The sequence below is a fragment of the Vibrio sp. genome, assembly GCF_050299255.1.
In the GTDB taxonomy this organism is placed as follows: Bacteria; Pseudomonadota; Gammaproteobacteria; order Enterobacterales; family Vibrionaceae; genus Vibrio.
Genome location: NZ_JBNKVP010000015.1, coordinates 1 through 23,799, shown reverse-complemented (window position 1 = coordinate 23,799; position 23,799 = coordinate 1). Strand labels below are relative to the sequence as shown.

Annotated in this window: 24 protein-coding genes; 8 read left to right on the top strand and 16 right to left on the bottom strand. The window is 50.9% G+C overall.

Features of this window, described 5'->3' with window-relative positions; all coding sequences use genetic code 11:
* Window positions 1-10: 10 nt before the first annotated feature.
* From tolR to ACQY6F_RS06580, 10 genes are all read right to left on the bottom strand, one after another.
* Window positions 11-454 carry a protein TolR gene (gene tolR / locus ACQY6F_RS06625; protein ID WP_428773119.1) on the bottom strand — a complete coding sequence of 148 codons (444 nt, stop codon included), beginning with the start codon at window positions 452-454 and terminating at the stop codon, window positions 11-13.
* A 3-nt stretch (window positions 455-457) separates the two neighbouring features.
* On the bottom strand, window positions 458-1,141 hold the full coding sequence (gene tolQ / locus ACQY6F_RS06620) for a protein TolQ (RefSeq protein WP_428773117.1): 684 nt from the start codon (window positions 1,139-1,141) through the stop codon (window positions 458-460).
* Window positions 1,131-1,568 (bottom strand): tol-pal system-associated acyl-CoA thioesterase, encoded by a 438-nt coding sequence (gene ybgC / locus ACQY6F_RS06615; protein ID WP_428773115.1) that lies wholly within the window; start codon window positions 1,566-1,568, stop codon window positions 1,131-1,133. Before ybgC ends, tolQ begins: the two co-directional genes overlap by 11 nt.
* A 299-nt stretch (window positions 1,569-1,867) precedes the next feature.
* Window positions 1,868-1,975 (bottom strand): cytochrome bd-I oxidase subunit CydX, encoded by a 108-nt coding sequence (gene cydX / locus ACQY6F_RS06610; protein WP_428773114.1) that lies wholly within the window; start codon window positions 1,973-1,975, stop codon window positions 1,868-1,870.
* An 11-nt stretch (window positions 1,976-1,986) separates the two neighbouring features.
* On the bottom strand, window positions 1,987-3,123 hold the full coding sequence (gene cydB, locus ACQY6F_RS06605; protein WP_428773113.1) for a cytochrome d ubiquinol oxidase subunit II: 1,137 nt from the start codon (window positions 3,121-3,123) through the stop codon (window positions 1,987-1,989).
* Between the two features lie 15 nt (window positions 3,124-3,138).
* Entirely contained in the window at window positions 3,139-4,722 is a 1,584-nt protein-coding gene (cydA, locus tag ACQY6F_RS06600; RefSeq protein WP_428773111.1) for a cytochrome ubiquinol oxidase subunit I, read from the bottom strand.
* Window positions 4,723-5,204: 482 nt separating this feature from the next.
* Window positions 5,205-6,209 carry a Holliday junction branch migration DNA helicase RuvB gene (gene ruvB / locus ACQY6F_RS06595; protein WP_428773109.1) on the bottom strand — a complete coding sequence of 335 codons (1,005 nt, stop codon included), beginning with the start codon at window positions 6,207-6,209 and terminating at the stop codon, window positions 5,205-5,207.
* Between the two features lie 29 nt (window positions 6,210-6,238).
* Window positions 6,239-6,853 (bottom strand): Holliday junction branch migration protein RuvA, encoded by a 615-nt coding sequence (ruvA, locus tag ACQY6F_RS06590; protein ID WP_428773107.1) that lies wholly within the window; start codon window positions 6,851-6,853, stop codon window positions 6,239-6,241.
* 81 nt (window positions 6,854-6,934) lie between these two features.
* Entirely contained in the window at window positions 6,935-7,456 is a 522-nt protein-coding gene (ruvC, locus tag ACQY6F_RS06585; protein WP_428773106.1) for a crossover junction endodeoxyribonuclease RuvC, read from the bottom strand.
* 97 nt (window positions 7,457-7,553) lie between these two features.
* The gene (locus tag ACQY6F_RS06580; RefSeq protein ID WP_428773104.1) at window positions 7,554-9,311 is read right to left on the bottom strand and encodes a glycoside hydrolase family 36 protein; all 1,758 of its coding nucleotides are present in this window, start codon (window positions 9,309-9,311) and stop codon (window positions 7,554-7,556) included.
* 100 nt (window positions 9,312-9,411) lie between these two features.
* On the opposite strand from ACQY6F_RS06580, the gene ACQY6F_RS06575 reads away from it, so the two are divergent.
* Window positions 9,412-10,206: an ABC transporter permease gene (locus ACQY6F_RS06575; RefSeq protein WP_428773103.1), complete on the top strand. Its 795-nt coding sequence runs from the start codon at window positions 9,412-9,414 to the stop codon at window positions 10,204-10,206.
* Between the two features lie 188 nt (window positions 10,207-10,394).
* Here the strand turns inward: ACQY6F_RS06575 and focA are convergent, their stop codons facing one another.
* Window positions 10,395-11,198, bottom strand: coding sequence for a formate transporter FocA (gene focA / locus ACQY6F_RS06570; protein WP_428773170.1), 804 nt, complete (start codon window positions 11,196-11,198; stop codon window positions 10,395-10,397).
* Window positions 11,199-11,518: 320 nt separating this feature from the next.
* On the opposite strand from focA, the gene ACQY6F_RS06565 reads away from it, so the two are divergent.
* Window positions 11,519-11,752: a TIGR02647 family protein gene (locus tag ACQY6F_RS06565; protein ID WP_428773102.1), complete on the top strand. Its 234-nt coding sequence runs from the start codon at window positions 11,519-11,521 to the stop codon at window positions 11,750-11,752.
* A 92-nt stretch (window positions 11,753-11,844) separates the two neighbouring features.
* Here ACQY6F_RS06565 and ACQY6F_RS06560 read toward each other — a convergent pair whose 3' ends face one another.
* On the bottom strand, window positions 11,845-12,285 hold the full coding sequence (locus ACQY6F_RS06560; RefSeq protein ID WP_428773100.1) for a PACE efflux transporter: 441 nt from the start codon (window positions 12,283-12,285) through the stop codon (window positions 11,845-11,847).
* Between the two features lie 85 nt (window positions 12,286-12,370).
* On the opposite strand from ACQY6F_RS06560, the gene ACQY6F_RS06555 reads away from it, so the two are divergent.
* The 3 genes from ACQY6F_RS06555 to ACQY6F_RS06545 are packed head-to-tail and all read left to right on the top strand — an operon-like array spanning window position 12,371 to window position 14,735.
* The gene (locus ACQY6F_RS06555) at window positions 12,371-13,261 is read left to right on the top strand and encodes a LysR family transcriptional regulator (protein WP_428773098.1); all 891 of its coding nucleotides are present in this window, start codon (window positions 12,371-12,373) and stop codon (window positions 13,259-13,261) included.
* Window positions 13,258-14,097 carry an NAD(P)H-binding protein gene (locus tag ACQY6F_RS06550; protein WP_428773096.1) on the top strand — a complete coding sequence of 280 codons (840 nt, stop codon included), beginning with the start codon at window positions 13,258-13,260 and terminating at the stop codon, window positions 14,095-14,097. The genes ACQY6F_RS06555 and ACQY6F_RS06550 overlap by 4 nt, the downstream gene beginning before the upstream one ends.
* Window positions 14,094-14,735: a YdcF family protein gene (locus ACQY6F_RS06545; RefSeq protein ID WP_428773095.1), complete on the top strand. Its 642-nt coding sequence runs from the start codon at window positions 14,094-14,096 to the stop codon at window positions 14,733-14,735. The genes ACQY6F_RS06550 and ACQY6F_RS06545 overlap by 4 nt, the downstream gene beginning before the upstream one ends.
* A 65-nt stretch (window positions 14,736-14,800) precedes the next feature.
* Here the strand turns inward: ACQY6F_RS06545 and clpA are convergent, their stop codons facing one another.
* A complete protein-coding gene (gene clpA, locus ACQY6F_RS06540) occupies window positions 14,801-17,074 on the bottom strand; it encodes an ATP-dependent Clp protease ATP-binding subunit ClpA (RefSeq protein WP_428773093.1) in 2,274 nt (757 codons plus the stop codon).
* A gap of 40 nt (window positions 17,075-17,114) precedes the next feature.
* Window positions 17,115-17,435, bottom strand: coding sequence for an ATP-dependent Clp protease adapter ClpS (gene clpS / locus ACQY6F_RS06535; protein ID WP_428773091.1), 321 nt, complete (start codon window positions 17,433-17,435; stop codon window positions 17,115-17,117).
* A 466-nt stretch (window positions 17,436-17,901) separates the two neighbouring features.
* Here clpS and cspD point away from each other — a divergent pair, with 466 nt between their 5' ends.
* The gene (gene cspD / locus ACQY6F_RS06530) at window positions 17,902-18,123 is read left to right on the top strand and encodes a cold shock domain-containing protein CspD (RefSeq protein ID WP_428773089.1); all 222 of its coding nucleotides are present in this window, start codon (window positions 17,902-17,904) and stop codon (window positions 18,121-18,123) included.
* 105 nt (window positions 18,124-18,228) lie between these two features.
* On the opposite strand, the gene ACQY6F_RS06525 is transcribed toward cspD, so the two are convergent.
* Window positions 18,229-20,454: an NADP-dependent isocitrate dehydrogenase gene (locus ACQY6F_RS06525; RefSeq protein ID WP_428773087.1), complete on the bottom strand. Its 2,226-nt coding sequence runs from the start codon at window positions 20,452-20,454 to the stop codon at window positions 18,229-18,231.
* A gap of 302 nt (window positions 20,455-20,756) precedes the next feature.
* Between ACQY6F_RS06525 and ACQY6F_RS06520 the strand changes: the two genes are divergently transcribed.
* A complete protein-coding gene (locus ACQY6F_RS06520; protein ID WP_428773086.1) occupies window positions 20,757-21,440 on the top strand; it encodes a pseudouridine synthase in 684 nt (227 codons plus the stop codon).
* A 146-nt stretch (window positions 21,441-21,586) separates the two neighbouring features.
* On the opposite strand, the gene aspS is transcribed toward ACQY6F_RS06520, so the two are convergent.
* Window positions 21,587-23,365, bottom strand: a complete 1,779-nt coding sequence (aspS, locus tag ACQY6F_RS06515; RefSeq protein WP_428773084.1) for an aspartate--tRNA ligase — start codon at window positions 23,363-23,365, stop codon at window positions 21,587-21,589.
* A 272-nt stretch (window positions 23,366-23,637) separates the two neighbouring features.
* On the opposite strand from aspS, the gene ACQY6F_RS06510 reads away from it, so the two are divergent.
* Window positions 23,638-23,799: DUF72 domain-containing protein (locus ACQY6F_RS06510; protein WP_428773168.1), on the top strand; the 162-nt coding region annotated here is incomplete at its 3' end.

The window sequence follows — 23,799 nt, the reverse complement described above, 5'->3', positions numbered from 1 at the left end:
CTGCTTAATGTTATTCCCTGATATCTGTCAGCAAACCAACCTTGGCAATACCTGCCTGGCTCAGTTCATCGAGCAATAACACGACTTCAGCATACGGCGTTGACGCATCTCCGCCTACCGCAACCGGTGAGTTAGGGTTGATAGATAGCTCCGCTTTCACTCTGACGATAATGTCTTGCAGAGAGAGCCCCCGAACGACATCTTCGTTATTGACGCTCAAACCCAGATTGCCATCCTGATCCACTTCCACAATGATGAAACTGCTGTCACTGTCTCCCGCCAGTTCGGCGGCAGATTTGGAATTGGTGGTTTTCGGCAGCTCGACATCGACGCCCTGAGTGACAAATGGTGATGTCACCATGAAAATGATCAGCAATACCAACATCACGTCAATATAAGGCACGACGTTGATTTCTGCCGTCATCTTGCGCTTCTTACGCTGGTAACCCGCCATGGCTTATTCTCTGCCCGCCATTGCCTGACGATGCAGGATACTGTGGAACTCTTCTGAAAAAGTCGCGTAGTTGTGCTCCAGCTTGCCCACTTTATTGCTCAGGCGGTTATAGGCCATAACCGCAGGAATTGCGGCAAACAGACCCATCGCTGTTGCAATCAAAGCTTCGGCAATACCCGGCGCAACCATCGCCAGCGTCGCCTGTTTGACTTCGCCTAGCGCGATAAAGGCGTGCATAATGCCCCACACGGTACCAAACAGACCGATATAGGGGCTGATAGAACCGACAGTGGCTAGAAATGGTAAGCTATTTTCCAGTTCATCAACTTCTCTGGCCACAGCAACACGCATGGCGCGGCCCGTGCCTTCCATAATGAAGTCAGGCGAGTTGGAATTGGATTTACGTAACCGGGCAAACTCAGTAAAACCCGAATAGAAAATTTCTTCCGTACCGGCCAGTTCGTCTTTGCGCTTTTTCACCTCTTGGTAAAGCACCGACAAATCCGCTCCTGACCAGAATTTATCTTCAAACTTTTCAGCATCTTTTCCTGCCTGGGACAGAACCTTGCTGCGCTTGATGATCATCGCCCAAGACACAATGGACATTCCCAACAGGATTAACATCACCATTTTTACCAAGAAACTGGCTTGTAAAAATAGATCCAAAATTGAAATATCAGCGCTCACTTAAAGCTAACTCCGTAGTTACAGACTGAGGAATCGCGATTGGCCTCATTTTATCAGTATTGATACATGCTACCTTAACCATTGCTCTACACAAGGTATTGCCCACAGGGTTTACGATCTCTTGACAAAATGTCATCGAAGCACGCTTCTGTTCGGTGATTTGCGAGACGACCGTCAGTTGATCGTCAAGTCGTGCACCCTGCAAAAAATCAATATCCATATGTCGGACGACAAAACCCACTTTTTGTTCCAACAAAGTTTGTTGGGATATACCTGCATGGCGCAGCATTTCGGTTCTGGCCCGTTCAAAAAATTTTAGGTAGTTTGAGTGATACACTACACCACCGGCATCGGTATCTTCATAGTAAACGGTAACAGGCCAATGAAATGGCGCAGTCGATGAGTGCACTTCGTATCCCTGTAACATGAAAAATCAGGCAATTACTATAACGCAACTCCTAACCGTTAGTACAAGTACGTTTACTTATTTTGGTTAAGTTGCAGCAAAAACCGGCGCTAGTTCAATAACTGCTTTCACACCGTGGCCGAATATCAACCATTGTTTTTCAAACTATTACCAAGTTGCATTATGCAACTGGCTCCAAAGTAGAACCTGCCTGCTATGTGGCCGAAAATACCCTGTTATAAAAGATATCCATCTGCTCAAATAAAAAGCAGGCCCTGACTGGCCTGCTTTTCGGTTACCGGTAGGTGAATGAATCACGCTTATTCTTTATCTTTATCCATCATCTCGGAATGCTCTAACCAGAGCGCATTAATGATGCCGAATGCGCATGCCAGCAGAACACCCAGAATCCATGCGAAATACCACATAAGCTTGCTCCTTAGTAGAGTGAGTTTTTATTGTCTTCAATAAATTTGTTATCAAGACGGCCAAACATCTTGTAGTAAGTCCAGCAGGTATAAGCCAGGATTATCGGGACCATGATAAAGGCCACGCCGGTCATCAGGTTCAACGTCAGTTCGCTGGAAGTAGAATCCCACATGGTCAGGCTGTGACTCGGGTTAAGATCCGACGGCATAATAAACGGAAACATGGCAAAACCGGCGGTGAAAATCACCCCTGCGTTACCCAGGCTGGAAGCCAGAAACGCAATGCCTCCCCTTTCCAGTCGCGACGCCAGGGCCGCTAGCAGCGGCATCACCAAGCCTAGAGCCGGAGCCAGCCATAAGCTTGGCATCAGCTCAAAGTTATGCAGCCAGGCACCCGCCTGACGGATAACTTCTTTATTCAGTGGGTTGGACGCCGCACTGGTGTCGATATCGCTGACAATCAGGTAGCCTTGCAGCGACTGCACCCACACTCCTGCCAGAGCAAAACTGACCACCATCAACAGCGCCATCAACTGCGCCACGTTACGCGCCCGGGCATGCACCTGGTCGGTGGTTTTCATCTGCAGCCAGGTTGAACCCTGCAATAAGATCATGCTCAGGCTGACCACACCGCATAACAGCGCAAATGGATTCAGCAAGCCAAAGAACGAGCCGTGATAGCTCGGCATCAGGAACTCATTCAGCTGAAAAGGGACACCCTGTAGCAGGTTGCCAAAGGCCACACCGAAAATCACCGGTGGTACAAAACCACTGATAGAGATGCAGATATCCCAGTTGCTACGCCACTTTGGCTGCTCAATCTTAGAGCGGTAGTCAAGGCCAAGCGGACGCAGCCAGAGCGCCGCTAAGGTCACGATCATCGCCAGATAAAAACCTGAAAATGAGGTAGCGTAAACCAGTGGCCAGGCGGCAAACAGCGCCCCACCTGCGGTGATCAGCCACACCTGATTACCATCCCAGTGCGGGGCGATGGAGTTGATCATCACCCGACGCTCCTGGTCATTTTTGCCTATGATAGGAACCAGCGCCCCTACCCCCATATCGAATCCATCGGTAATGGCAAAACCGACCAACAGAACTCCGATCAGCACCCACCAGATCAGGCGCAAGATTTCATAATCAAACATAATGCTCTCCTTACCTTACGCTTCAACTTGACGGTTCACTTTGTCTTGCAGCGACGTTTCGCCCTGCTCAAAGTGGTAACGGCCGGTTTTCAGACTGCTCGGTCCTTTACGGGCAAATTTCACCATCAGGTAAACTTCCACCACCAGGAACACGGAATAGAGCGCCAGTATCGCCAGCAGCGAGGTAATGATTTCACCCGCAGACAGCGCAGAAGCGGCGACGTGAACCGGCAGTATTTCACCGACAGCCCAAGGCTGGCGACCAAACTCGGCCACAAACCAACCGGCTTCAATGGCAATCCAGGGCAGTGGAATACTCAGCAAGGCAGCACGCAGTACCCAAGGTTTCTGCATGATTTTTTGACGGCAGGTTTGCAGGAATGCCGCGGCAAATACCACCAGCATGATCATTCCACACGCCACCATCAGGCGGAATGACCAGAACAGCGGCCACACTTTAGGGATCGAGTCATCCGCCGCCGCCTGAATTTGTTCTTCGGTCGCGTCGGTCACTTGTTCGGTATAGCGCTTCAGCAACAGGCCATAGCCCAGGTCCTGTTTGACCCGTTCAAATTCTTGCTGCTCGGCCACTGTCTCCTCGCCCGCGCGCAGCTTTTGCAGCAGCTCATAAGCGTACATACCGGTGCGGATACGCTCGACATGGCTTTCACGCAAATCACGCAGCCCCGTCACCTGCTCGTCAATAGAGCGAGTCGCAATGATGCCCATCACATAAGGGATCTTGATGGCATAATCGGTATGCATGGTCTCCTGATTCGGCAGACCAAATACGGTAAATGCCGCCGGAGCCGGTTCGGTGTGCCATTCAGCTTCAACAGCGGCCAGTTTGACTTTCTGCACTTCACCCAGCTCGTAGCCCGATTCATCACCCAGTACGATAACGGACAGAATCGAGGCCATACCAAACGAAGCGGCGATAGCGAATGAGCGACGGGCAAACGCCAGGTCACGGCCTTTCAGCATGTAGTAAGCACTGATGCCCAGTACGAACATGGCACCGGTGGTGTAACCGGATGCGACGGTATGGACAAATTTCACCTGAGCAACCGGGTTAAAGACCACATCGGCAAACGACACCATTTCCATTCGCATGGTTTCAAAATTGAACTCGGCACCGACCGGGTTCTGCATCCAGCCGTTGGCGATCAGGATCCACAAGGCGGAGAAGTTTGAACCCAGTGCCACCAGCCAGGTCACCGCCAGGTGCTGCCGTTTCGACAGCCGATCCCAGCCAAAGAAGAACAGACCAACAAAAGTGGATTCCAGGAAGAACGCGACCAGGGCTTCAATGGCCAGCGGCGCACCAAAAATGTCGCCGACGTAGTGAGAGTAATAGGACCAGTTAGTACCAAACTGGAATTCCATCGTCAGGCCGGTCGCCACACCAAGCGCAAAGTTAATACCAAATAGTTTTCCCCAGAACTTGGTCATGTCCTTATAGATAGGTTTGTCGGTCATGACGTACAGTGACTCCATAATGGCCAGCAAGAACGCCATGCCAAGAGTCAGGGGTACGAACAGGAAGTGATACATTGCAGTTAATGCAAACTGCAACCGGGACAGATCAACTATGTCCATCGTGATAACTCCTTTGTGTCGGCTGAATGACACTTTCTACTAATCAACAACGAACATTAGCATATGCAAACAACGCTCAAGTTATACAAAAGCGACAATTGTTTACAAATACCGCAATTCTGTTGCGACTATGTACCGTTTTAGTTAGTTTATTGTTAAGCTATAGCTAATATAGCTGGAACTAATATTACTGCCGATAATCTAAGGTTTCAAAGAGTTTATCTAACTCGTTTGCATTGATATTCATCAATCAACATGAACAAATAGTAGCCAACGAGCGATACTATTGATCACAATCAAAGGTAAACATGAAAAGAATGTAAATTATCGGCGAGGAAAGCGGCAGAGAAACGGCAAACAAACACATGTCGTTAACAATCCCTGCTAACGAATCCCTCACCTTGTAGGCGGAATGAGAGTACAAAAATAAGATCTAGCTCACAATAAAAAAGAGCCAGACTTAACGGTCTGGCTCTGAAAACTTATTTCTCAATTACGAAATGGAGGTAGGCGCGGTCTGTGGCAATCCTGCCGCGCGGGGTGCGCTGCAAATAACCCTGCTGGATCAGGTAAGGCTCCAGCACGTCTTCAATGGTATCCCGCTCTTCACCGATAGCCGCGGCCATGTTATCCAGACCAACCGGACCACCGCCGAATTTTTCCATGATCGCCAGCAGCAGCTTTCGGTCCATGTAGTCAAAGCCTTGTGCATCCACATCCAGCAAATTGAGCGCCTGGTCTGCGGTGTTAGCATCGATGTGGCCATTACCTTTCACTTCGGCAAAATCGCGCACTCGACGCAATAAGCGGTTCGCGATCCGGGGCGTGCCACGCGCACGGCGGGCAATTTCTAAGGCGCCTTCCGCATCCATCGACAATTTCAGGCAATCGGCACTGCGTTTCACGATATGTTGCAGATCGGCGATCTTGTAGTACTCCAGCCGCTGCGTGATACCAAAGCGGTCGCGTAGCGGAGAAGTCAGTGAGCCGGCTCGGGTGGTCGCGCCAACCAGAGTAAACGGGGGCAGATCGATTTTAATCGAACGTGCCGCTGGCCCTTCGCCAATCATGATATCCAGCTGATAGTCTTCCATTGCCGGATACAGCACCTCTTCCACCATAGGACTGAGGCGATGGATTTCGTCAATAAACAGAACGTCGTTCTCTTCCAGGTTGGTCAACAAGGCGGCCAGATCACCGGCTTTTTCCAGCACCGGACCCGACGTAGTACGAATGTTCACTTCCATTTCATTGGCGACAATGTTCGCCAGGGTGGTTTTACCCAGCCCGGGAGGACCAAAGATCAGCAAGTGGTCGAGCGCTTCTTCACGCAGCTTGGCCGCTTTGATGAAAATCTCCATCTGGTCGCGGACGTGGTCCTGGCCCTGATAATCACACAACTGCTTGGGACGGATTGCGCGATCTATAACGTCTTCTTCTTTGTATACCGGGCTATCCGGTGCGATCAATCGATCTGCCTCGATCATAACGGTTTCCTAATTGAAAGACGGGCCAGCTAAACCATGGATTTAAGCGCTTCGCGAATCAGCTGTTCGCTGGTCATATCGGCGGTCATAACCTGTGAGACTACTTTAGAAGCCTGAGTTGGTTTGTAGCCTAAAGCCAGCAGTGCACTCACCGCTTCTTCTTCCGCATTAGACTGCATCAATCCACCCGCGTCGGCTGGCGCCGCATCGGTGTATGGCGTGAACAAGTCCCCTTCACCCCACCCCTTGAGGCGATCTTTCATTTCCACCACCAGGCGCTCGGCGGTTTTCTTACCCACGCCAGGCAGTTTGACCAGGCTGGAAATATCTTCCCGCTCGACACAAGCGACAAACTGGCTGGCGTTCATACCAGAAAGAATACCCAGGCCAAGTTTAGGGCCTACGCCATTGGCTTTAATGACTTCCCGAAACAGGGCCCGCTCTTTAACGGTATTAAACCCGTACAGCAGTTGAGCGTCTTCACGCACCACGAAATGAGTATAGATAATGGCTTCTTCACCCAGGTTGGGCAGTTCATAAAAACAGCTCATCGGCATCTGTACTTCATAGCCGATACCGTTCACTTCGATCAGGAGCTCAGGTGGGGTTTTGTCGATCAAGGTGCCGCGCAGACGTCCAATCACAGGGGAATCCTATAGTCATTTTCAGTCTGGCGATCATAATCAATAACTGGATGGATAGCCAGTAAAAGTTAGCCGTCGCCGTTAGCGATAGCGTCCCCGTCTGGCGCTGGTTGCCTTGCCTGCCAGTGCCACCAGGGTTTTGTTGGTATTGGCATGGCAGATAGCCACCCCAAGAGCATCGGCGGCATCCGCCTGCGGGGTAGCGGGCAGTTTCAGCATATGTTTTACCATGTGCTGCACCTGCGCTTTGTCTGCCCCACCGGTGCCGACCACCGCCTGTTTGATCAATCTGGCGGCGTATTCATAAACCGGTAAATCGGCATTGACCGCCGCCACGATGGCGCTGCCTCTGGCCTGACCCAGCTTGAGCGCGGAATCGGCGTTTTTGGCCATAAAGACCTGCTCGATGGCAAACACATCCGGTTGAAACTGGGTGATAATTTCACTCACTCCGGCGTAGATTTGTCTCAAGCGGCTGGGCAGATCTTTTTCCGAAGTACGGATACAGCCACTACCGAGGTAGTGTAAATGTCGTCCGGTTTGCCTTATTACGCCATAGCCGGTGATACGTGAACCTGGGTCGATACCCAAGATAATCGACATGCGCTGTCCTGTTGTGGTTGATAAATCAGAGTCAATGCTAATCAAATCAGCCCGGATAAGCGAGGCTTACACGGTTAACTGGCCATTTGTTCAGCAACTAAGCTGGCGATAACATCACCGGGGCAGCCAGGATGGCTCTGCTGGATAACCCTGCCGACAAGCTGACCGAGAATACACAGCTCGGCTCATCGGAAAGTCGACGTCCCGTCCAGTAATCAAACCAGTGAACCAGCTGTTCTGACCGCAGGGTGATCTCGCGGCTTGGCCCCTGATAATTGAACACACAATGCAGCTCTGCCTGATCAGTAAGCGCCAGGCACGCATGGGATAGCGACAGGGATGAAAAGCGAGCCGCCGACTGACTGAAGCGTTGGCGCAGCATCAGTTTCTGCCAGCTCGCTTTGGCAAACGGAGTCAGGTCGGGTAACGGGTCGCCCGACAGCAACAAACCGCCACTGGCCAGCAAGACATCACGATGGAATTCGTACGCACTCCGTTCAGCGCCCTGATTGGGCAGCGAGACAAAGGTGGCGCAATCCGGGTCGATTTGCCATAGGCGTCGGTGCTGCCAACTACGGAAAAACGTTTCACGGGCAATTTGCGCAAACCGGCGCGGGTCCCGCTCGACATCGTCTGATACCCGCATTGCATCCACCAGGCCCAGCGATGGCCACATGGGCGCATTACAGCCGATTAAATTCGCCTCCCCTGCCCCCTCGGCAATCGCCTCCATGCCGAGCCGATACGCTTCCACACCGGTCATACCGGAAGTATGGCGCGCACCTTTTAACGTTCCCCAGTAGTTGGCATCGAGCTTGAACATTTCGACGCCCCACTCTTCACGCATGGTCTTAAATACCTGAGTCAGATAGTGCTGCGCGCCCGGATGGGAAGTATCGAGGATATACCAGGGCGTGCAGCGCCAACCGGCGTAGGTGACATCTTCCGCTTTTAAATGGCGGCCATCGGCATGACGGACGAACCAGTCCGGGTGCTGGCGGAACAGCTCTGATTCCGGCTGTGCAATAAATGGCGCCAGCCAGATAGCGGCTTTTTTGCCCTTGGCTTTGATATCGGCAACCAGAGATTTAACCCCGGAGGAAAACTTGTCTGAAGGCGTCAGCCAATCGCCCATATAAGCCTGATAGCCATCGTCTATCAGCACCCATTCCAGCGAACTGAGTTCTCCTTCCATACAGGCCAGGTTGGTATAGATGTCCTGCTCGGTCGCCTCAGCGTAGTAGGCATACCATGAACACCAGCCACACGGCGCTGGCCGGGTTACCCCGTGACGAGGCGGGTGAGTCGCCGTCAGATAATGACTATATTGATCATAGAGTTCATCCAGCGATGGCCCGGTCAGCATCACCATCGATTCCAGATCGCAACTTGTCCAATCCTGAGGATGGGTATGCTCTCCGTCGATGTACGCACAAATGGCGGGCCCGTCTAGGGTTTCTGCTATTTCAAAATAACCGGCAAACCGGTGACAGCTGGTAAAGCCAAACAGGCTGAATCCCTCTGCCTGCTCAATGACCAGGTAGTTGTAATAGCGCTTGGCCGCGGTACTGGGGTAAATCCGATAGCTGCGGCTGTTATCCGGACAGCGCCCAACATCGACGGGTTGACTTAAGTAGCCACTGGTCTGTGCCAGCATCTGGAAACCGTCACCGAGAATGCGGGCACTGTGCTCGAAATCAAATGGCGTAGTACATAGCAGATAGTGGTCGGATACTGGATTATTACTCAGGCCATTGAAGCGAAAATGCAGCTGATGTTGGTCACGTTCAACAACAACATCCGGATTTTGAATAGAAATTTTTCTCGGGCGGCCAGAGGCCGAACAATTTGACATATGCTGAAAAGTCAGTGAAAGATTAATGTCATTAGAGCACCCACCTGTTGGGTTGTCTAACGACAACCTGCGATAGTTTGAAATTGGTCTAGGAGCGTACATGAATACAACCGTCGACATTTCCTGGGGCCTGCTGGCCTCGTTTAGCGGTTTGTTGCTGATACCTTACTGGCTGAGTAAAAAGTTACACCTGGAACTAGAGCGCGACGGCCTCATTAGTGTGGGGCGCATGGCACTGCAGCTGATCCTGGTCGGGCTTTATCTCGGCTACCTGTTTCACTTAAATAGCCTGCTGGTTAATCTGCTCTGGTTGGCGGTGATGGTGGTTGTGGGTGCGAGCGCCATCCTGAACAAATCCAAACTGCCGAAACAGCCGCTACTACTGGCGGTGATGGCTGGCTTGCTTTCCGGCTTGGTGCCTTTGCTGTTCATTATTACCGTAGGCTTGATACAACCCAGCCCGGTTTACCACGCACAATATATGATTCCTCTGGCCGGAATGTTGCTTGGCAATAGCCTCAGTGGCTGCATTGTGGCGCTACAGAACTTCTTTACTTCATTAACGGAACGGCAGACTGAGTATCAGGCGGCCATTTCACTCGGTGCGGCGCCCAGTTATGCTTGTCGGCCTTTCGTACAGGCGGCGATCGGCAAATCGATGGCGCCGACGTTAGCCAGTATGTCTACCATGGGGCTGGTGACACTGCCAGGCATGATGACCGGGCAAATCCTCGGCGGCGCGTCGCCGATGGTGGCAATCAAATATCAGATGATGATCATGATTGCGATTCTGGTGATGCTGTCGATTTCAGTCACAGTGACACTCAGGTTAACGGTGAAAATGTCGTTCGACCGCTTCGGTAAGGTTCTGATTACGCAAATAAAATCAGAATGAGCAGTCACTAAACGGTGGACAACAGCTTATCCACAAAAATTGTGGATAACCCCATTCAGGTCAGATGTCACCGATGACCTCTATTTTATTTCGATGGTGTCTCTGGGTCGCGATCTTGTCACGGACGTCAAAACGACAAACAGCCAGGCTAGCCTGGCTGTCCAATGCTAATACTCTTTTAATGCCGATCAGTCACGCAGATAGATCATCCAGTACCACATGCCGACAAACACCCCACCACCGATAATGTTGCCCAGGGTGACCGGGATGAGGTTATTGAGGATAAAGTTAGTCAGGGTTAGATCTGCATAATTAGCAATATCTGCACCGGTCATTTGCCAGAATTCAGCCGAAGCGGTAGCTTTAATTGCAATCGCCATCGGAACTTGAAACATATTGGCAATACAGTGCTCAAACCCGGCGGATACGAACATAGCCACCGGCAGCACCATCACCAGAATTTTATCGGTCAGTGTCCGGCCACTGAAAGTCATCCACACCGCCAGACAGACCAGCACATTACACATAATGCCGAGCGCCACCGCGGAAAAGAATCCGTGATGCAGCTTATGCTGAGCAATGGCCATCGCGTTGAGGCCCACTGCACCGTGATCAAACATGTACTGCTTGCTGATCAGCATGCAGGTCACCAGAAGCAGGGCACCGACCAAATTACCAAAGTAAACCACAGTCCAGTTTTTAATCAGCACCCGCCAGGAAATCTTGCCACTGGCACGCGCCACCAGCGTCAGTACCGAACTGGTAAACAACTCACCGCCAGTGACGACCACCAGGATTAATCCCAGGCTGAAAGCTAAACCGCCGACGAAACGGCTCATACCCCAAGCCATCTCTCCGCTGCCTGTCGTGACCGTGGTATAGAAGACAAAGGCGATTCCGATGTGAATACCCGCCGAAATGGCGAGCAAAAATGATTTGGTAATATCTTTGGTGGCCTTACCTACGCCGACTTCGGCCGCACGCTCCGCCATTTGTGGTGGCAACAAGGAGTCAAATTGATTGAGATTAAGCACGATGAAACATTTGGTAACAGTTAACGATGACTGCGGATAATCTCGCGCATTGTGAGCAAATACAAGCGGTTTTTTTCAGTACGTCATAATCATAACTCGTTAGAGTTAGGCCAAAGAACGTGAGCTAGGCAACACTTTACCCGATATGATTTTAGTCAAGGTTGTAGCGAATTTTTTCAGTCAAATTAGGTGATTGCTTGCAGATTGGAAGATTAGCATTTGCATCGCAGAGGCCTCACGCCTAGGGTAAAGAAGATCTAATCGAGACAGGAAATTGTATGAAATACACAGCCGAAAATATGCACGACCTAAACCTGCTGTTGCAATTTGATCTTCGCAGCGCTGCAACAGGCATTAAGGTACATAGTGACGCCAGCGTGGAAATGCAGGCCAGTGTAAAAAGACTCTACCAGAAAGGTTTATGCACCCAGCCTGATGGCGGTTATCTGACCGATGAGGGTATTGAAGTTGCAGAACACGCAGACAAAATATTGCGAGTGTTAAGTCAATAGTTCCGGATTATCACCCTTTATCACATTACGGCGATGGGCTTGGAAGGCGGGCAATGACATGTTGCAGCGGCCTACCAGGCCCATTGGCTTATTCAGGTACCCTGTTTTTCTACCAGTGACGAGATCCCAAACCGCTGATAAGGTGTCAGCTTATCGTATAGCCAGTTGTACGCAATGGTGTAGAAGAAGAAAAAGATCAGCAATGAGGCGTCATAAAGTAGCGCCGTCCACAGATCGACATTAAGTACAATGGCAATAGCCGGTACGCTGACCAGCACCAAGCCACCTTCAAAGACAAACGCATGGACGATACGTATACCGAGCCGGCGGCTTTCCCGATCTGCGCCCATCACGGCGTCAAACATCAGATTATAGACGTAATTCCAAACCACGGCGCAAACGCTCAGGCCAATACTCAGGGCGACGACCATTGATTTGCCATTCTCGGTGACCAATCCTGACAAGGGGACAATCATCAGTATTGCGATCAGTTCAAATAATACGGCATGAAAAATTCGTTCTCTTCCAGACATAAGGCCCCCTAGTGCTTCCTGTACATGGTGCCATTTTATCTATAAATTAGATGTTATAAAGTTAGTAAGTATCGTTGGTATCGATATGTATAGCATTGAGCAGTTAGAAGCATTTTGTACCACCGCCGACAACGGGTCATTTTCAGCCGCTGCACGCCATCTGCGCAAAGCCCAATCTGTTATCAGTCAGCATATTATTAACCTGGAAATTGATGCCGGGATGGAACTGTTTGATCGCCGCGGCCGTTATCCGGTCCTGACGCCTGCCGGCGAGCGGCTGTTGCCTTTTGCCCGTGCGACCCTGACGCAACATCAGCGCATGAGCTTCACCATAGACTCACTACATCAGACTGATAACCTCAGCCTGGTTCTGGCCATGGATGAAGGCGTCCCGCTGGATAACATTTCAAACTCTGTTCAGCAGCTCAACCAAGAGTTCCCCTCGATCGAGATGGAGTTTCTTTGTGCTTCCAGTACCGACGTTATCGAGATGGTTCGAACCGGAAGAGCAACCACCGGCGTGGTATTCAGTACCCCCCACCCTTTTGCAGAGCTTGATTTTGAACACCTGGGAACCGTGGCATTTAACATTTATGTTGCCAAGTCCCATCCGCTTGCCTCGTCGGTAACCAGCAATATTGATGAGTTACGTTTGCACCGGCAGCTTTTAATGCACTCCCGCCAAATGTCGACGAGCAAAAGCCGCTTAGCCGTCAGCCCGGACATCTGGTACGGCGATAGCTACTATATGCTGCTGGAGCTGACCATTTATGGTTTTGGCTGGAGTCTGCTCCCAGAGCACATCGCCCGACCGGCGGTAAACAACGACCAGTTGGTGGTCATCCCGGCCCAGTTTGAACAGCTCGGCAGGCAGGCTAACATAGAAGTCATTCAACATAAGCGTTTTAGTAATGATCCGGCCCATTTCCGGATACGGCAATTACTGCGCACTCTGTTACAAGGAATCGAGGCATGAGCGTTATTAGCATCATTGGAGCCGGCTGGCTTGGTTTGCCGTTGGCGAAACATCTGGCCACGCAAGGCCACACCGTATACGCCAGCCGCACTACGGCGGAACATCTGGCCGCATTTGATTCGGAACAGGTCCGTGGATTTGTCTGCGACCTCAACCAGCCAGCCCAGCTGGCCGAAGAGTTGAAAGAGCAGCAGAGCGAGATTGTCATCGGCTGTTTCCCACCCGGATTTCGCCAGCCTGGAGCCAGCCACTACGTGGCCAACTGGCAGCAACTGGTATCGGCGGCACAACAGGCCGGTGTTCAGCGTTTAGTGATGATCAGCTCCACCACTGTCTACCCCAGCCAGGATGGTGATATGCATGAAACCATGGCCAGCCTGCACCTTAGCCAGCATCACAGCGGCTATGGGGACAAAGCGGTAGACATGTTAACCGCGGAGCAGGCAGTAATCGACAGCGGAATCGGTTACGCCATCGTCCGCTGCAGCGGCCTGATGGGCCCAGATCGCAATCCAGCCCGGTTTGCCCAGTACATGAAGCAGGTCAGCCGCCTGGCTCCCGCCAACATGTTGCATCTTATCGACGCCATCGGTGCCGCCAGTTTCGTTGCGCAGCGTCAGGACAACTTAGTGGTCAATGCCACCACCCCTAATACGGTTAGCAAAGCCGAATTCTATCAGCACGCGCTGCAACTGGTGGATCAGGCCGACGCCCTGCCAGCGGTTGTCGACACACCGGACAAACGCATTATGCCTGACGCCCTGATTCAGCTAGGCTACCAGTACCATTTTCAACACACACTGGATGCCCTGGATCATCTGGAGCAGACCTTATGAGCCAGAAACTTTATCAAGCGGTAGAAACCGTGTGGGATTACATGCTAATGCACCAGAACGTCGAAAAAGCCGACCTGATTCTGGTGCTATGCAGTAATGACTTACGAGTAGCCGAATATGCCGCCCAGTTGTATCAGCGCGGAATGGCCGACACGCTGGTGTTCTCCGGAGGCGTCGGCCGTTTTACGCACGGTAAATTTGCTGGCAGTGAAGCCGAAACCTTTGCGGCTGTGGCGCAAAGCATGGGCGTGGATCGCAACGCGATGTATTTGGAGACTGAGTCAACCAACAGTGGTGAGAACGTACTGTTTTCTTATCAACTCATTCAAAAGCTCGGCCTGGCTAACGAGCGTATCTTACTGGTGCAAAAGCCATTCATGGAGCGCCGTGCGTTAGCGACATTTGAAAAGCAGTGGCCAGATAACCAATGCAAAGTGCAAGTGACGTCACCTCCCCTCGGCGTATGGGATTACTTCTGTGATGAACTGCCCTCTTTCACCGTGATATCCGCGCTGATAGAAGATTTTCAGCGGGTCAAAGACTACCCGGCGCTGGGCTTTCAAACCGCGCAGGACATTCCTGAAGAGGTGGAACAGGCCTACCAGCAGCTCAAGCCCATATTTGCCAGCGCGCCGTAACTTGCCGATGTCGGAAAAACAAAAGCCAGGGTCTCCCCTGGCTTTTCTATTCTGAAAACAATTGCTTAATGAGCGACGGTCTCTTTAGTGTGGTTGAGGTATTCAAAGTGCAGCTGATCGTTTTCCAGGCTGACTTTCACCGTACCACCGTTGATCAAAGAGCCAAACAGCAGCTCGTTCGCCAGCGGTTTCTTCAGTTGTTCCTGAATCACCCGACCCATTGGACGAGCGCCCATGGTTCTGTCGTAGCCTTTCAGGGCTAGCCAGTGACGGGCTTCTTCGCTCACTTCTAAAGACACGCCACGGGCATCCAGCTGTGCCTGCAACTCAACGATGAATTTATCCACTACTTGGTGAATCACAGTTTCATCCAGGCTGTTAAACCAGATGATGTTATCCAGACGGTTGCGGAATTCCGGCGTAAAGACTTTTTTGATCTCTGCCATGGCGTCATGGCTGTGATCCTGTTGGATCAGACCAATGGATTTCTTCACGGTTTCCTGCACGCCGGCGTTGGTTGTCATCACCAGAATGACGTTCCGGAAATCGGCTTTGCGGCCGTTGTTGTCGGTCAGGGTACCGTTATCCATTACCTGCAGCAGCAGGTTAAAGATGTCAGGATGCGCCTTTTCAATTTCATCCAGCAGCACCACGGAATGTGGATGCTTAATAACCGCATCGGTCAACAGACCGCCCTGGTCAAATCCGACATAACCCGGAGGCGCACCGATCAGACGGCTGACGGAATGGCGTTCACCGTACTCAGACATGTCAAAGCGCAGCAGTTCAATGCCAAGCAATTTAGACAGCTGTAACGTAACCTCGGTTTTACCCACCCCGGTCGGACCGGCAAACAAGAATGAACCAACCGGTTTGTTGTCGGCACCCAAGCCCGCACGGGACAGCTTGATCGCCTCGCTCAGGCTTTCGATAGCTTTGTCCTGGCCAAACACCAGCATTTTCATTTTCTTGTCTAGCTTCTGCAGGGTAGCTTTGTCTGAAGAAGAAACCGACTTCTCTGGTATCCGGGCCATCTTGGCAACCATGGCTTCAATATCAGCCACACCCACCGTCTTCTTACGGCGGCTGGCCGGTACTAAACGACTGCGGGCGCCCGCTTCATCAATCACATCTATCGCTTTATCGGGCAAATGGCGTTCATTGATGTACTTGGCCGATAACTCTACCGCCGCGCGCAGCGCTTTGGTGGTGTAACGGACGTCATGATGCGCTTCATACTTCTGTTTCAGGCCCATCAGAATTTTGGTGGTATCTTCCAGTGAAGGCTCGACGATATCAATCTTCTGGAAGCGGCGAGACAGGGCACGCTCTTTTTCAAAAATATTGCTGTATTCTTGATAGGTGGTCGAGCCGATACAGCGAAGCTTGCCGCTACTGAGTAACGGTTTGATCAGGTTGGCAGCATCCACCTGGCCACCAGAAGCGGCACCAGCCCCTATGATGGTGTGGATCTCATCGATAAATAGGATGGCGTCTTTCTCTTTTTCCAGCTGCTTAAGAATGGTCTTAAAGCGCTTTTCAAAGTCGCCACGATACTTGGTACCGGCCAGCAACGAGCCGATATCCAGTGAGTAGATCACGCTGTCTGCTATAACGTCCGGGACCTGTTTTTCAACAATCCGCCAGGCCAATCCTTCCGCGATGGCGGTTTTACCCACCCCGGCTTCACCGACCAACAGTGGGTTATTTTTACGACGACGACACAACACCTGAATGGTACGCTCCAGTTCCTGGTCACGTCCGATTAACGGGTCGATAGCGCCCTGAAGCGCCAGTTGGTTTAGGTTGGTTGCAAAGCTTTCCAACCGCTCGTCAGAGCCAACCTCTTCGACATTATCACTACTGAACGAATCAGAAGAACCCGGTTCATCACTAGAACTGGACGCCTTGGTGATTCCGTGCGAGATGTAATTAACAATATCCAGACGACTGATGTCATTCTTCTTCAGTAAGTAAGCCGCATGGGACTCCTGTTCACTGAAAATCGCAACCAGCACATTCGCCCCGGTTACTTCATTGCGGCCGGATGACTGCACATGGAAGACTGCCCGCTGCAGTACCCGCTGGAAACTGAGCGTTGGCTGCGTTTCGCGGGTATCATCATTTTCTGGGATCAGTGGAGTGGTTTGATCAATGAATACGTCCAATTCCTGGCGTAAGGCGTCTAAATCCGCCTGGCAGGCCAGCAGGGCTTCTCTGGCGGCATCGTTTTCCAGCAATGCCAGCAGGAGGTGCTCGACTGTCATAAATTCATGTCGTTTATCACGGGCACGAGCAAATGCGCCGTTTAGACTCGACTCTAATTCTTTATTAAGCATAACAACCTCCTAAAAGAACAACATTGTTGCTCATGCAAGTCTAGGCTTGCTCCATTGTACAAAGCAGCGGGTGCTCGTTCTCTTTAGAGTACATCGTCACTTGCGCTACTTTGGTTTCGGCAACTTCGGCTGTATACGTACCGCAAATTGCTTTCCCTTCATAGTGGACCCTGAGCATGGTTTGGGTCGCCTTATCGATATCCATGGCAAAAAAACGCTCAAGAACCTCTATCACAAAATCCATCGGTGTGTAGTCATCATTATTAAGAACCACGTTATACATTGCAGGTGGTTTAACTTTTGTTTCTTCCTTCTCCAGCAAGTCTGAGCCTGGAGATACCCATTCAAAATGTCTGCTCATAGTCAGGTTAAGTTTTAAGCGTATTTTTATGCGTATTTTACCATCGCAATATCAGAATATTGAGCACAGTTTATGGGTACAAGCGGTTTACACAACCAAATAGATTAACCCCTTACCTAGAGACTAATGCAGCATCGGTATCGCTGCAAATAAAAGATACCCCAGAATTAGAGCTTCATGAGCAATTGGTTAAAAAGAAACCAAAAAATATTCAAAAGGCGAAAACGGCGCCAGCGCTGGTCATTGCTGATTAAAATGACAATCTCCCACTCAATCAGCGCGCAAATAATTGACACGTTATACCTTTTTCCTATTGACTGCGCTCAATCATTGGCTACATTGGTCAAATAGTGACTAATAATTTGGCAGCGGCTGAATTGATATTCACATTTTGAGGTGAGTTCAAATGACTTGATGCTCGCGAAGTAACAACATCAGTAACACAATGCAATGAGGGATGTATAGCATGGCTACAGGTACAGTGAAATGGTTTAACAATGCCAAGGGATTTGGTTTTATCTGCCCCGAAGGAGAGGACGGGGATATTTTTGCCCATTACTCCACAATCCAGATGGATGGATATCGTACCCTAAAAGCTGGCCAACAAGTTACCTATGAGGTAGAGCAAGGGCCGAAAGGATATCACGCCAGTAGCGTGGTGCCGATCGAGGCCCACCAATCTAAGTAATTGCCGCTGCAATCACACTGTGAAAACTCACAGCACACATTAGACAGACAGTAAAAAACCCGCCAAAAGGCGGGTTTTGTTTATTCAGCAATCCAACCGTTTAGCTTAGCGGTTGATGATGGCATTCAGCGTCGCACTTGGACGCATCAGAGCCGAAGCCTTAGCATCTTCAGGTAGGTAGTAGCCTCCTAAATCGCCCGCTACGCCTTGAGCATCGTTTAGTTCAGCGACAATTTGCTCTTCGTTCTCAGCCAGTGCTTTTGCGATTGGAGCGAACTCAGCAGCCAGGTCGCTGTCCTGAGTTTGCTCTGCCAGCGCCTTGGCCCAGTAAGTCGCCAGGTAGTAGTGGCTGCCACGGTTGTCCAACTCACCTACTTTACGTGAAGGAGACTTGTTATTATCCAGGAACTCACCGGTCGCTTTATCCAGCGTATCTGCCAGTACTTTGGCTTTACTGTTGTTTGCCACGACGCTCAGGTGCTCCAGAGAAGCAGCCAGAGCCAGGAACTCACCCAGAGAATCCCAACGCAAGTGGTTCTCTTTTTGTACCTGCTGAACGTGTTTAGGCGCTGAACCGCCTGCACCAGTTTCAAACAGGCCACCACCGTTCATCAGCGGTACGATAGACAGCATTTTCGCCGAGGTACCCAACTCCAGAATTGGGAACAGGTCAGTCAGGTAGTCACGCAGTACGTTACCGGTTACTGAAATAGTGTCCAGGCCTTGCTTCATACGCTCCAGCGAGTACTTACACGCTTCAACAGGGTTCAGAATCTTAATTTCCAGGCCGTCAGTATCGTGCTCTGGCAGGTACTGATTCACTTTCTTGATCAGTTCAGCGTCATGAGCACGAGCTTCGTCCAGCCAGAATACTGCAGGTGCACCGCTTGCACGTGCGCGAGTCACAGCCAGTTTCACCCAGTCCTGAATCGGTGCATCTTTCACCTGACACATACGGAAAATATCGCCTGCCTCGACAGGTTGTTCCATCAGCACTTTGTCTGACGAATCTACGATACGGACCACACCCTCTTCATCCAGAATGAAGGTTTTATCATGCGAACCGTACTCTTCCGCTTTTTGCGCCATCAGACCAACGTTTGGCACGCTGCCCATGGTGGTTGGGTCAAATGCGCCGTGTTCTTTACAGAAGTCGATCACTGCCTGATAGATACCCGCGTAACTACGGTCTGGGATCATGGCTTTAGTGTCTTTCTGTTTGCCATCCGGGCCCCACATCTGGCCAGATGCGCGCAGCATCGCCGGCATAGAGGCATCAACGATGATGTCGCTAGGTACATGCAGGGTGGTGATGCCGCGGTCTGAGTCAACCATGGCCAGTGGCGGCTGGGTTTCGTATACCGCTTGCAGCGCAGCTTCAATTTCTTCTTTCTGTGCCTGAGGCAGAGATTCGATCTTAGCGTATACATCGCCCAGACCGTTGTTCACGTCTACGCCCAGCTGGTCGAACAGCTGGCCATATTTGTCGAATACCTCTTTGTAGTACACCTTCACGGCGTAGCCAAAGATCACTGGATCCGATACTTTCATCATGGTCGCTTTCATGTGTAGCGACAGCAGTACGTCCTGTTGCTTGGCTTCAGCAATTTCTTTCTCGAAGAATTTGACCAGTGCTTTCTTATTCATTACCGAGCTGTCGATAATCTCTTTATCCAGCAGTGGGAAAGGTGCTTTGAGCTGTTTTACGTTGCCGTTTTTGCCAACGAATTCGATACGTACGTCGGTGGCACCATCAACAGTGACTGATTTCTCGCTACCGAAGAAGTCTTTCTCGTCCATGCTGGCAACGTGAGACAGCGAATCTTTTGACCAGGCACCCATTGAGTGTGGGTTCTTCTTAGCATAGTTTTTCACTGACAGAGGCGCGCGACGGTCAGAGTTGCCCTCACGAAGTACCGGGTTTACTGCGCTGCCTTTAATTTTGTCGTATGTGGCTTTGATCGCTTCCTGCTCATAAGTACTCGGCTCTTCTGGGTAGTCAGGCAGGTCATAACCTTTAGCCTGAAGCTCTTTGATCGCTGCTTTCAGCTGTGGAACAGAAGCCGAGATATTTGGCAGTTTGATGATGTTTGCTTCTGGTGTTTGAGCCAGTTCACCCAGCTCAGTCAAGGCGTCACCAATACGTTGTTCTTCAGAAAGATGCTCTGGGAAGTTGGCAATAATACGTCCGGCAAGAGAGATATCACGAGTATCTACATCAATGCCTGAAGAAGCAGTAAACGACTGAATAATTGGTAGCAACGAATAGGTTGCCAGCGCCGGTGCTTCGTCAGTAATGGTGTAGATAATTGTCGGTTTTTCTGTAGGCATGAAATTTCCCTATTGTTCTTACAGCATCATTGGATGAATGGTGCTGTGTGAATGGCCGCTCACAAGTTGGTGCATCCCCTAAAAACTTGCTCACGAATTTTGTCACTCGTTAATTGTTTTGGTCTTACTTTAAAACAAAAGCTTAACCTTATTCCTTGAGTGCTTATAATTAAACAAAACGGAGACAATAGTCTATCATCTCGTTTGATTATCCTGTTTTCGGGCGCGCAGATAATAGCTTAAATCGTCACAGGTTAAAACTTTCCCATACAGTTCGTTTACAATTTTGCAAGGTAGTTAACATGTCACCGCGATCCAGTCGCTCCTCCTCCAGATCCGGTCAACCGGCACGGCAGAAACAATTCAAACAATCGACCCCAAACGCACGTTTTAAACCAAAGCGAGCCAAAAACGCCAGCGCGACAAAAGCCAGAGTCACGCCGGAAAATCGCCGTGTCATCATCTTTAACAAGCCTTATGACACCCTTAGCCAGTTTACCGATGGTCAGGGACGTCAGACACTGGCCGACTTCATCAAGGTGAAAGATGTCTATGCGGCAGGCCGTCTGGACCGAGACAGCGAAGGGCTGATGGTACTGACCAATGATGGCATTTTGCAAGCCAGGCTGACCCAGCCCGAATCGAAATCAGCCAAGACCTACTGGGTCCAGGTCGATGGCGCGCCAACGGAAGCCGATTTAGATCAACTGCGCCGCGGGGTCGAACTGAAAGATGGCATGACTCTGCCTGCCAAAGTGGAACTAATAGCCGAGCCATCACTGTGGCCACGCAATCCGCCGGTGCGATTTCGTGCCAATATCCCCACCAGTTGGCTCAGTATCACCATTATTGAAGGAAGAAACCGCCAGGTACGTCGTATGACCGCCCACATTGGCTTTCCTACCCTGCGGCTGGTTCGGGTGGCGATGGGCGAGATTGAATTGGGCAACCTCGCCCCGGGTGAATGGCGCGAAATCAGCATCTAGTCTGATTGCCTCAAAGCGACGGCGCTTCGCCTCTGCTCGACAACGTTCGCCTGGCCTGAGCATAAACGGGAGCCGTGCGACAAGTTCTTAAGCCGTAGAAAGTAAAAAACCGCCGGATATCGGCGGTTTTTTTATTCGCTGGAAGCTTATTCCGCTTCTTTTTTCTGTGCCGCTGTCACGGCAATCGCCAGTTCATCCAGCGCTGCCGGGTTGGCCAGGCTTGGAGCGTCTGTCAACAGACAGGCAGCCGCAGTGGTTTTCGGGAACGCGATAACGTCACGAATGTTCTCGGTACCACACAGCAGCATCACCAGGCGGTCAAGACCAAACGCCAGACCGGCGTGCGGCGGCGTACCAAACTTCAGCGCATCCAGCAGGAAGCCAAATTTTATCCGCTGCTCGTCGGCTTCAATACCCAGGATATCAAACACGGCAGACTGCATCGCTGCATCGTGGATACGAACGGAACCGCCACCCACTTCGTAGCCGTTGATGACCATATCGTAGGCATTAGAGTTAGCACCCGCCGGATTGGCTTTCAACTCTTCCGGAGACACACCCAGCGGTGAAGTGAACGGGTGGTGCATCGCATGCAGGTTACCTTCATCGTCCTCTTCAAACATTGGGAAGTCCACAACCCACAGTGGTGTCCAGGCAGACTCATCGGTCAGTTGCAGATCTTTACCTACCTTGAGACGCAGTGCGCCCATGGCTTCAGCCACCACGTGAGCTTTATCAGCGCCGAACAGGATGATGTCGCCAGACTCAGCACCTGTGCGATCCAAAATACCGTTGATCACTTCTTCACTAAGGAACTTGGCTACCGGAGACTGAATGCCTTCCATTCCTGCCGCGCGATCATTGACCTTCATCCAGGCCAGACCTTTAGCGCCGTAAATAGCAACGTACTCTGCGTAGGCGTCGATCTGTTTGCGTGTCAGGCTGGCACCGCCCGGTACGCGAATGACTGCCACGCGGCCTCTGGCATCGTTCGCCGGGCCAGAGAATACTTTAAACTCGACGTCTTTAACCAGATCAGCGACGTCCACCAGTTCCAGCGGGTTACGCAGGTCTGGCTTGTCCGAGCCGTAGCGACGAATCGCTTCCGCGAACGACATCACCGGGAATTCACCGAGATCAACATTGAGCAGTTCCTGCCACATGTCTCGAATCATTTTTTCCGTTACATCGCGTATCTGGTCAGCCGACATGAACGAGGTTTCGATATCGATCTGGGTAAATTCAGGCTGGCGGTCAGCGCGCAAATCTTCATCGCGGAAACACTTAACGATCTGATAGTAACGGTCAAATCCGGACATCATCAGCAGCTGTTTGAATAGCTGTGGAGACTGAGGCAGCGCGTAGAAGCTACCTTTGTGTACCCGGCTTGGTACCAGATAATCACGGGCACCTTCCGGAGTGGCTTTGGTCAGAACCGGAGTTTCGATATCCAGGAAGCCATTTTCATCCAGGAAACGACGAACGAAGCTGGACGCCTTGGCACGCAGCTTAATGCGATCGCTCATTTCAGGACGGCGCAGATCCAGGTAACGGTATTTCAGGCGCTGCTCTTCGGTGTTTTTCTGGTTGAAGTCCAACGGTAGCACGTCTGCGCGGTTGATGATTTCCAGACCTTTGGCCAGAATTTCCACTTCACCGGTCGCCATATCAGCATTCACCTGGCTGTCAGGACGAGCGCGGACTTCACCGGTTAGCTTGATACAGAATTCATTGCGTAACTGGTTGGCTACGGTATACGCATCGGCCATATCTGGGTCAACAACTACCTGAACGATTCCCTCACGATCTCGCATATCGATAAAAATCAGACCGCCTAAATCACGACGACGGTTAACCCAGCCGCACAGTTCTACAGTTTGTCCTGCCAGGGACTTGTTCAGGTGACCACAGTAATGGGTACGCATAATGAAATTCCCAAATTCTCTATTGTTGAATGACTACCGACTGCCGGTCTGCTTGGCCGACAGAGTAAAGCTCCATTTATACGCTGAAAGCAGATCAAAATCGACCAATCAGAATACAATTTATTGCTTTTAACCGTGCCTTGATGCTTTTTAGTACAATAAACGTTCAAAAGCGCAGCATGATGTAAACGCGGCGGGGATTATAGCTTGAATTTACCCATTTCATCAAAAATCACGTAAAGTAATATTGCGGTGAAAAAGGCAGTGAATTAATGGAAAAACTTCCCCTCAGACTCGGATTGACCCTCTGGTCCCATTCAGACTGGCAACAGAGCTTTTACGGCAGTGGAACCAAACCTGCTGAAAGGCTCGAAAAGTACGCGCAGGTGTTCCATACCGTAGAAGGCAACACCACCTTCTACGCGACGCCAAGC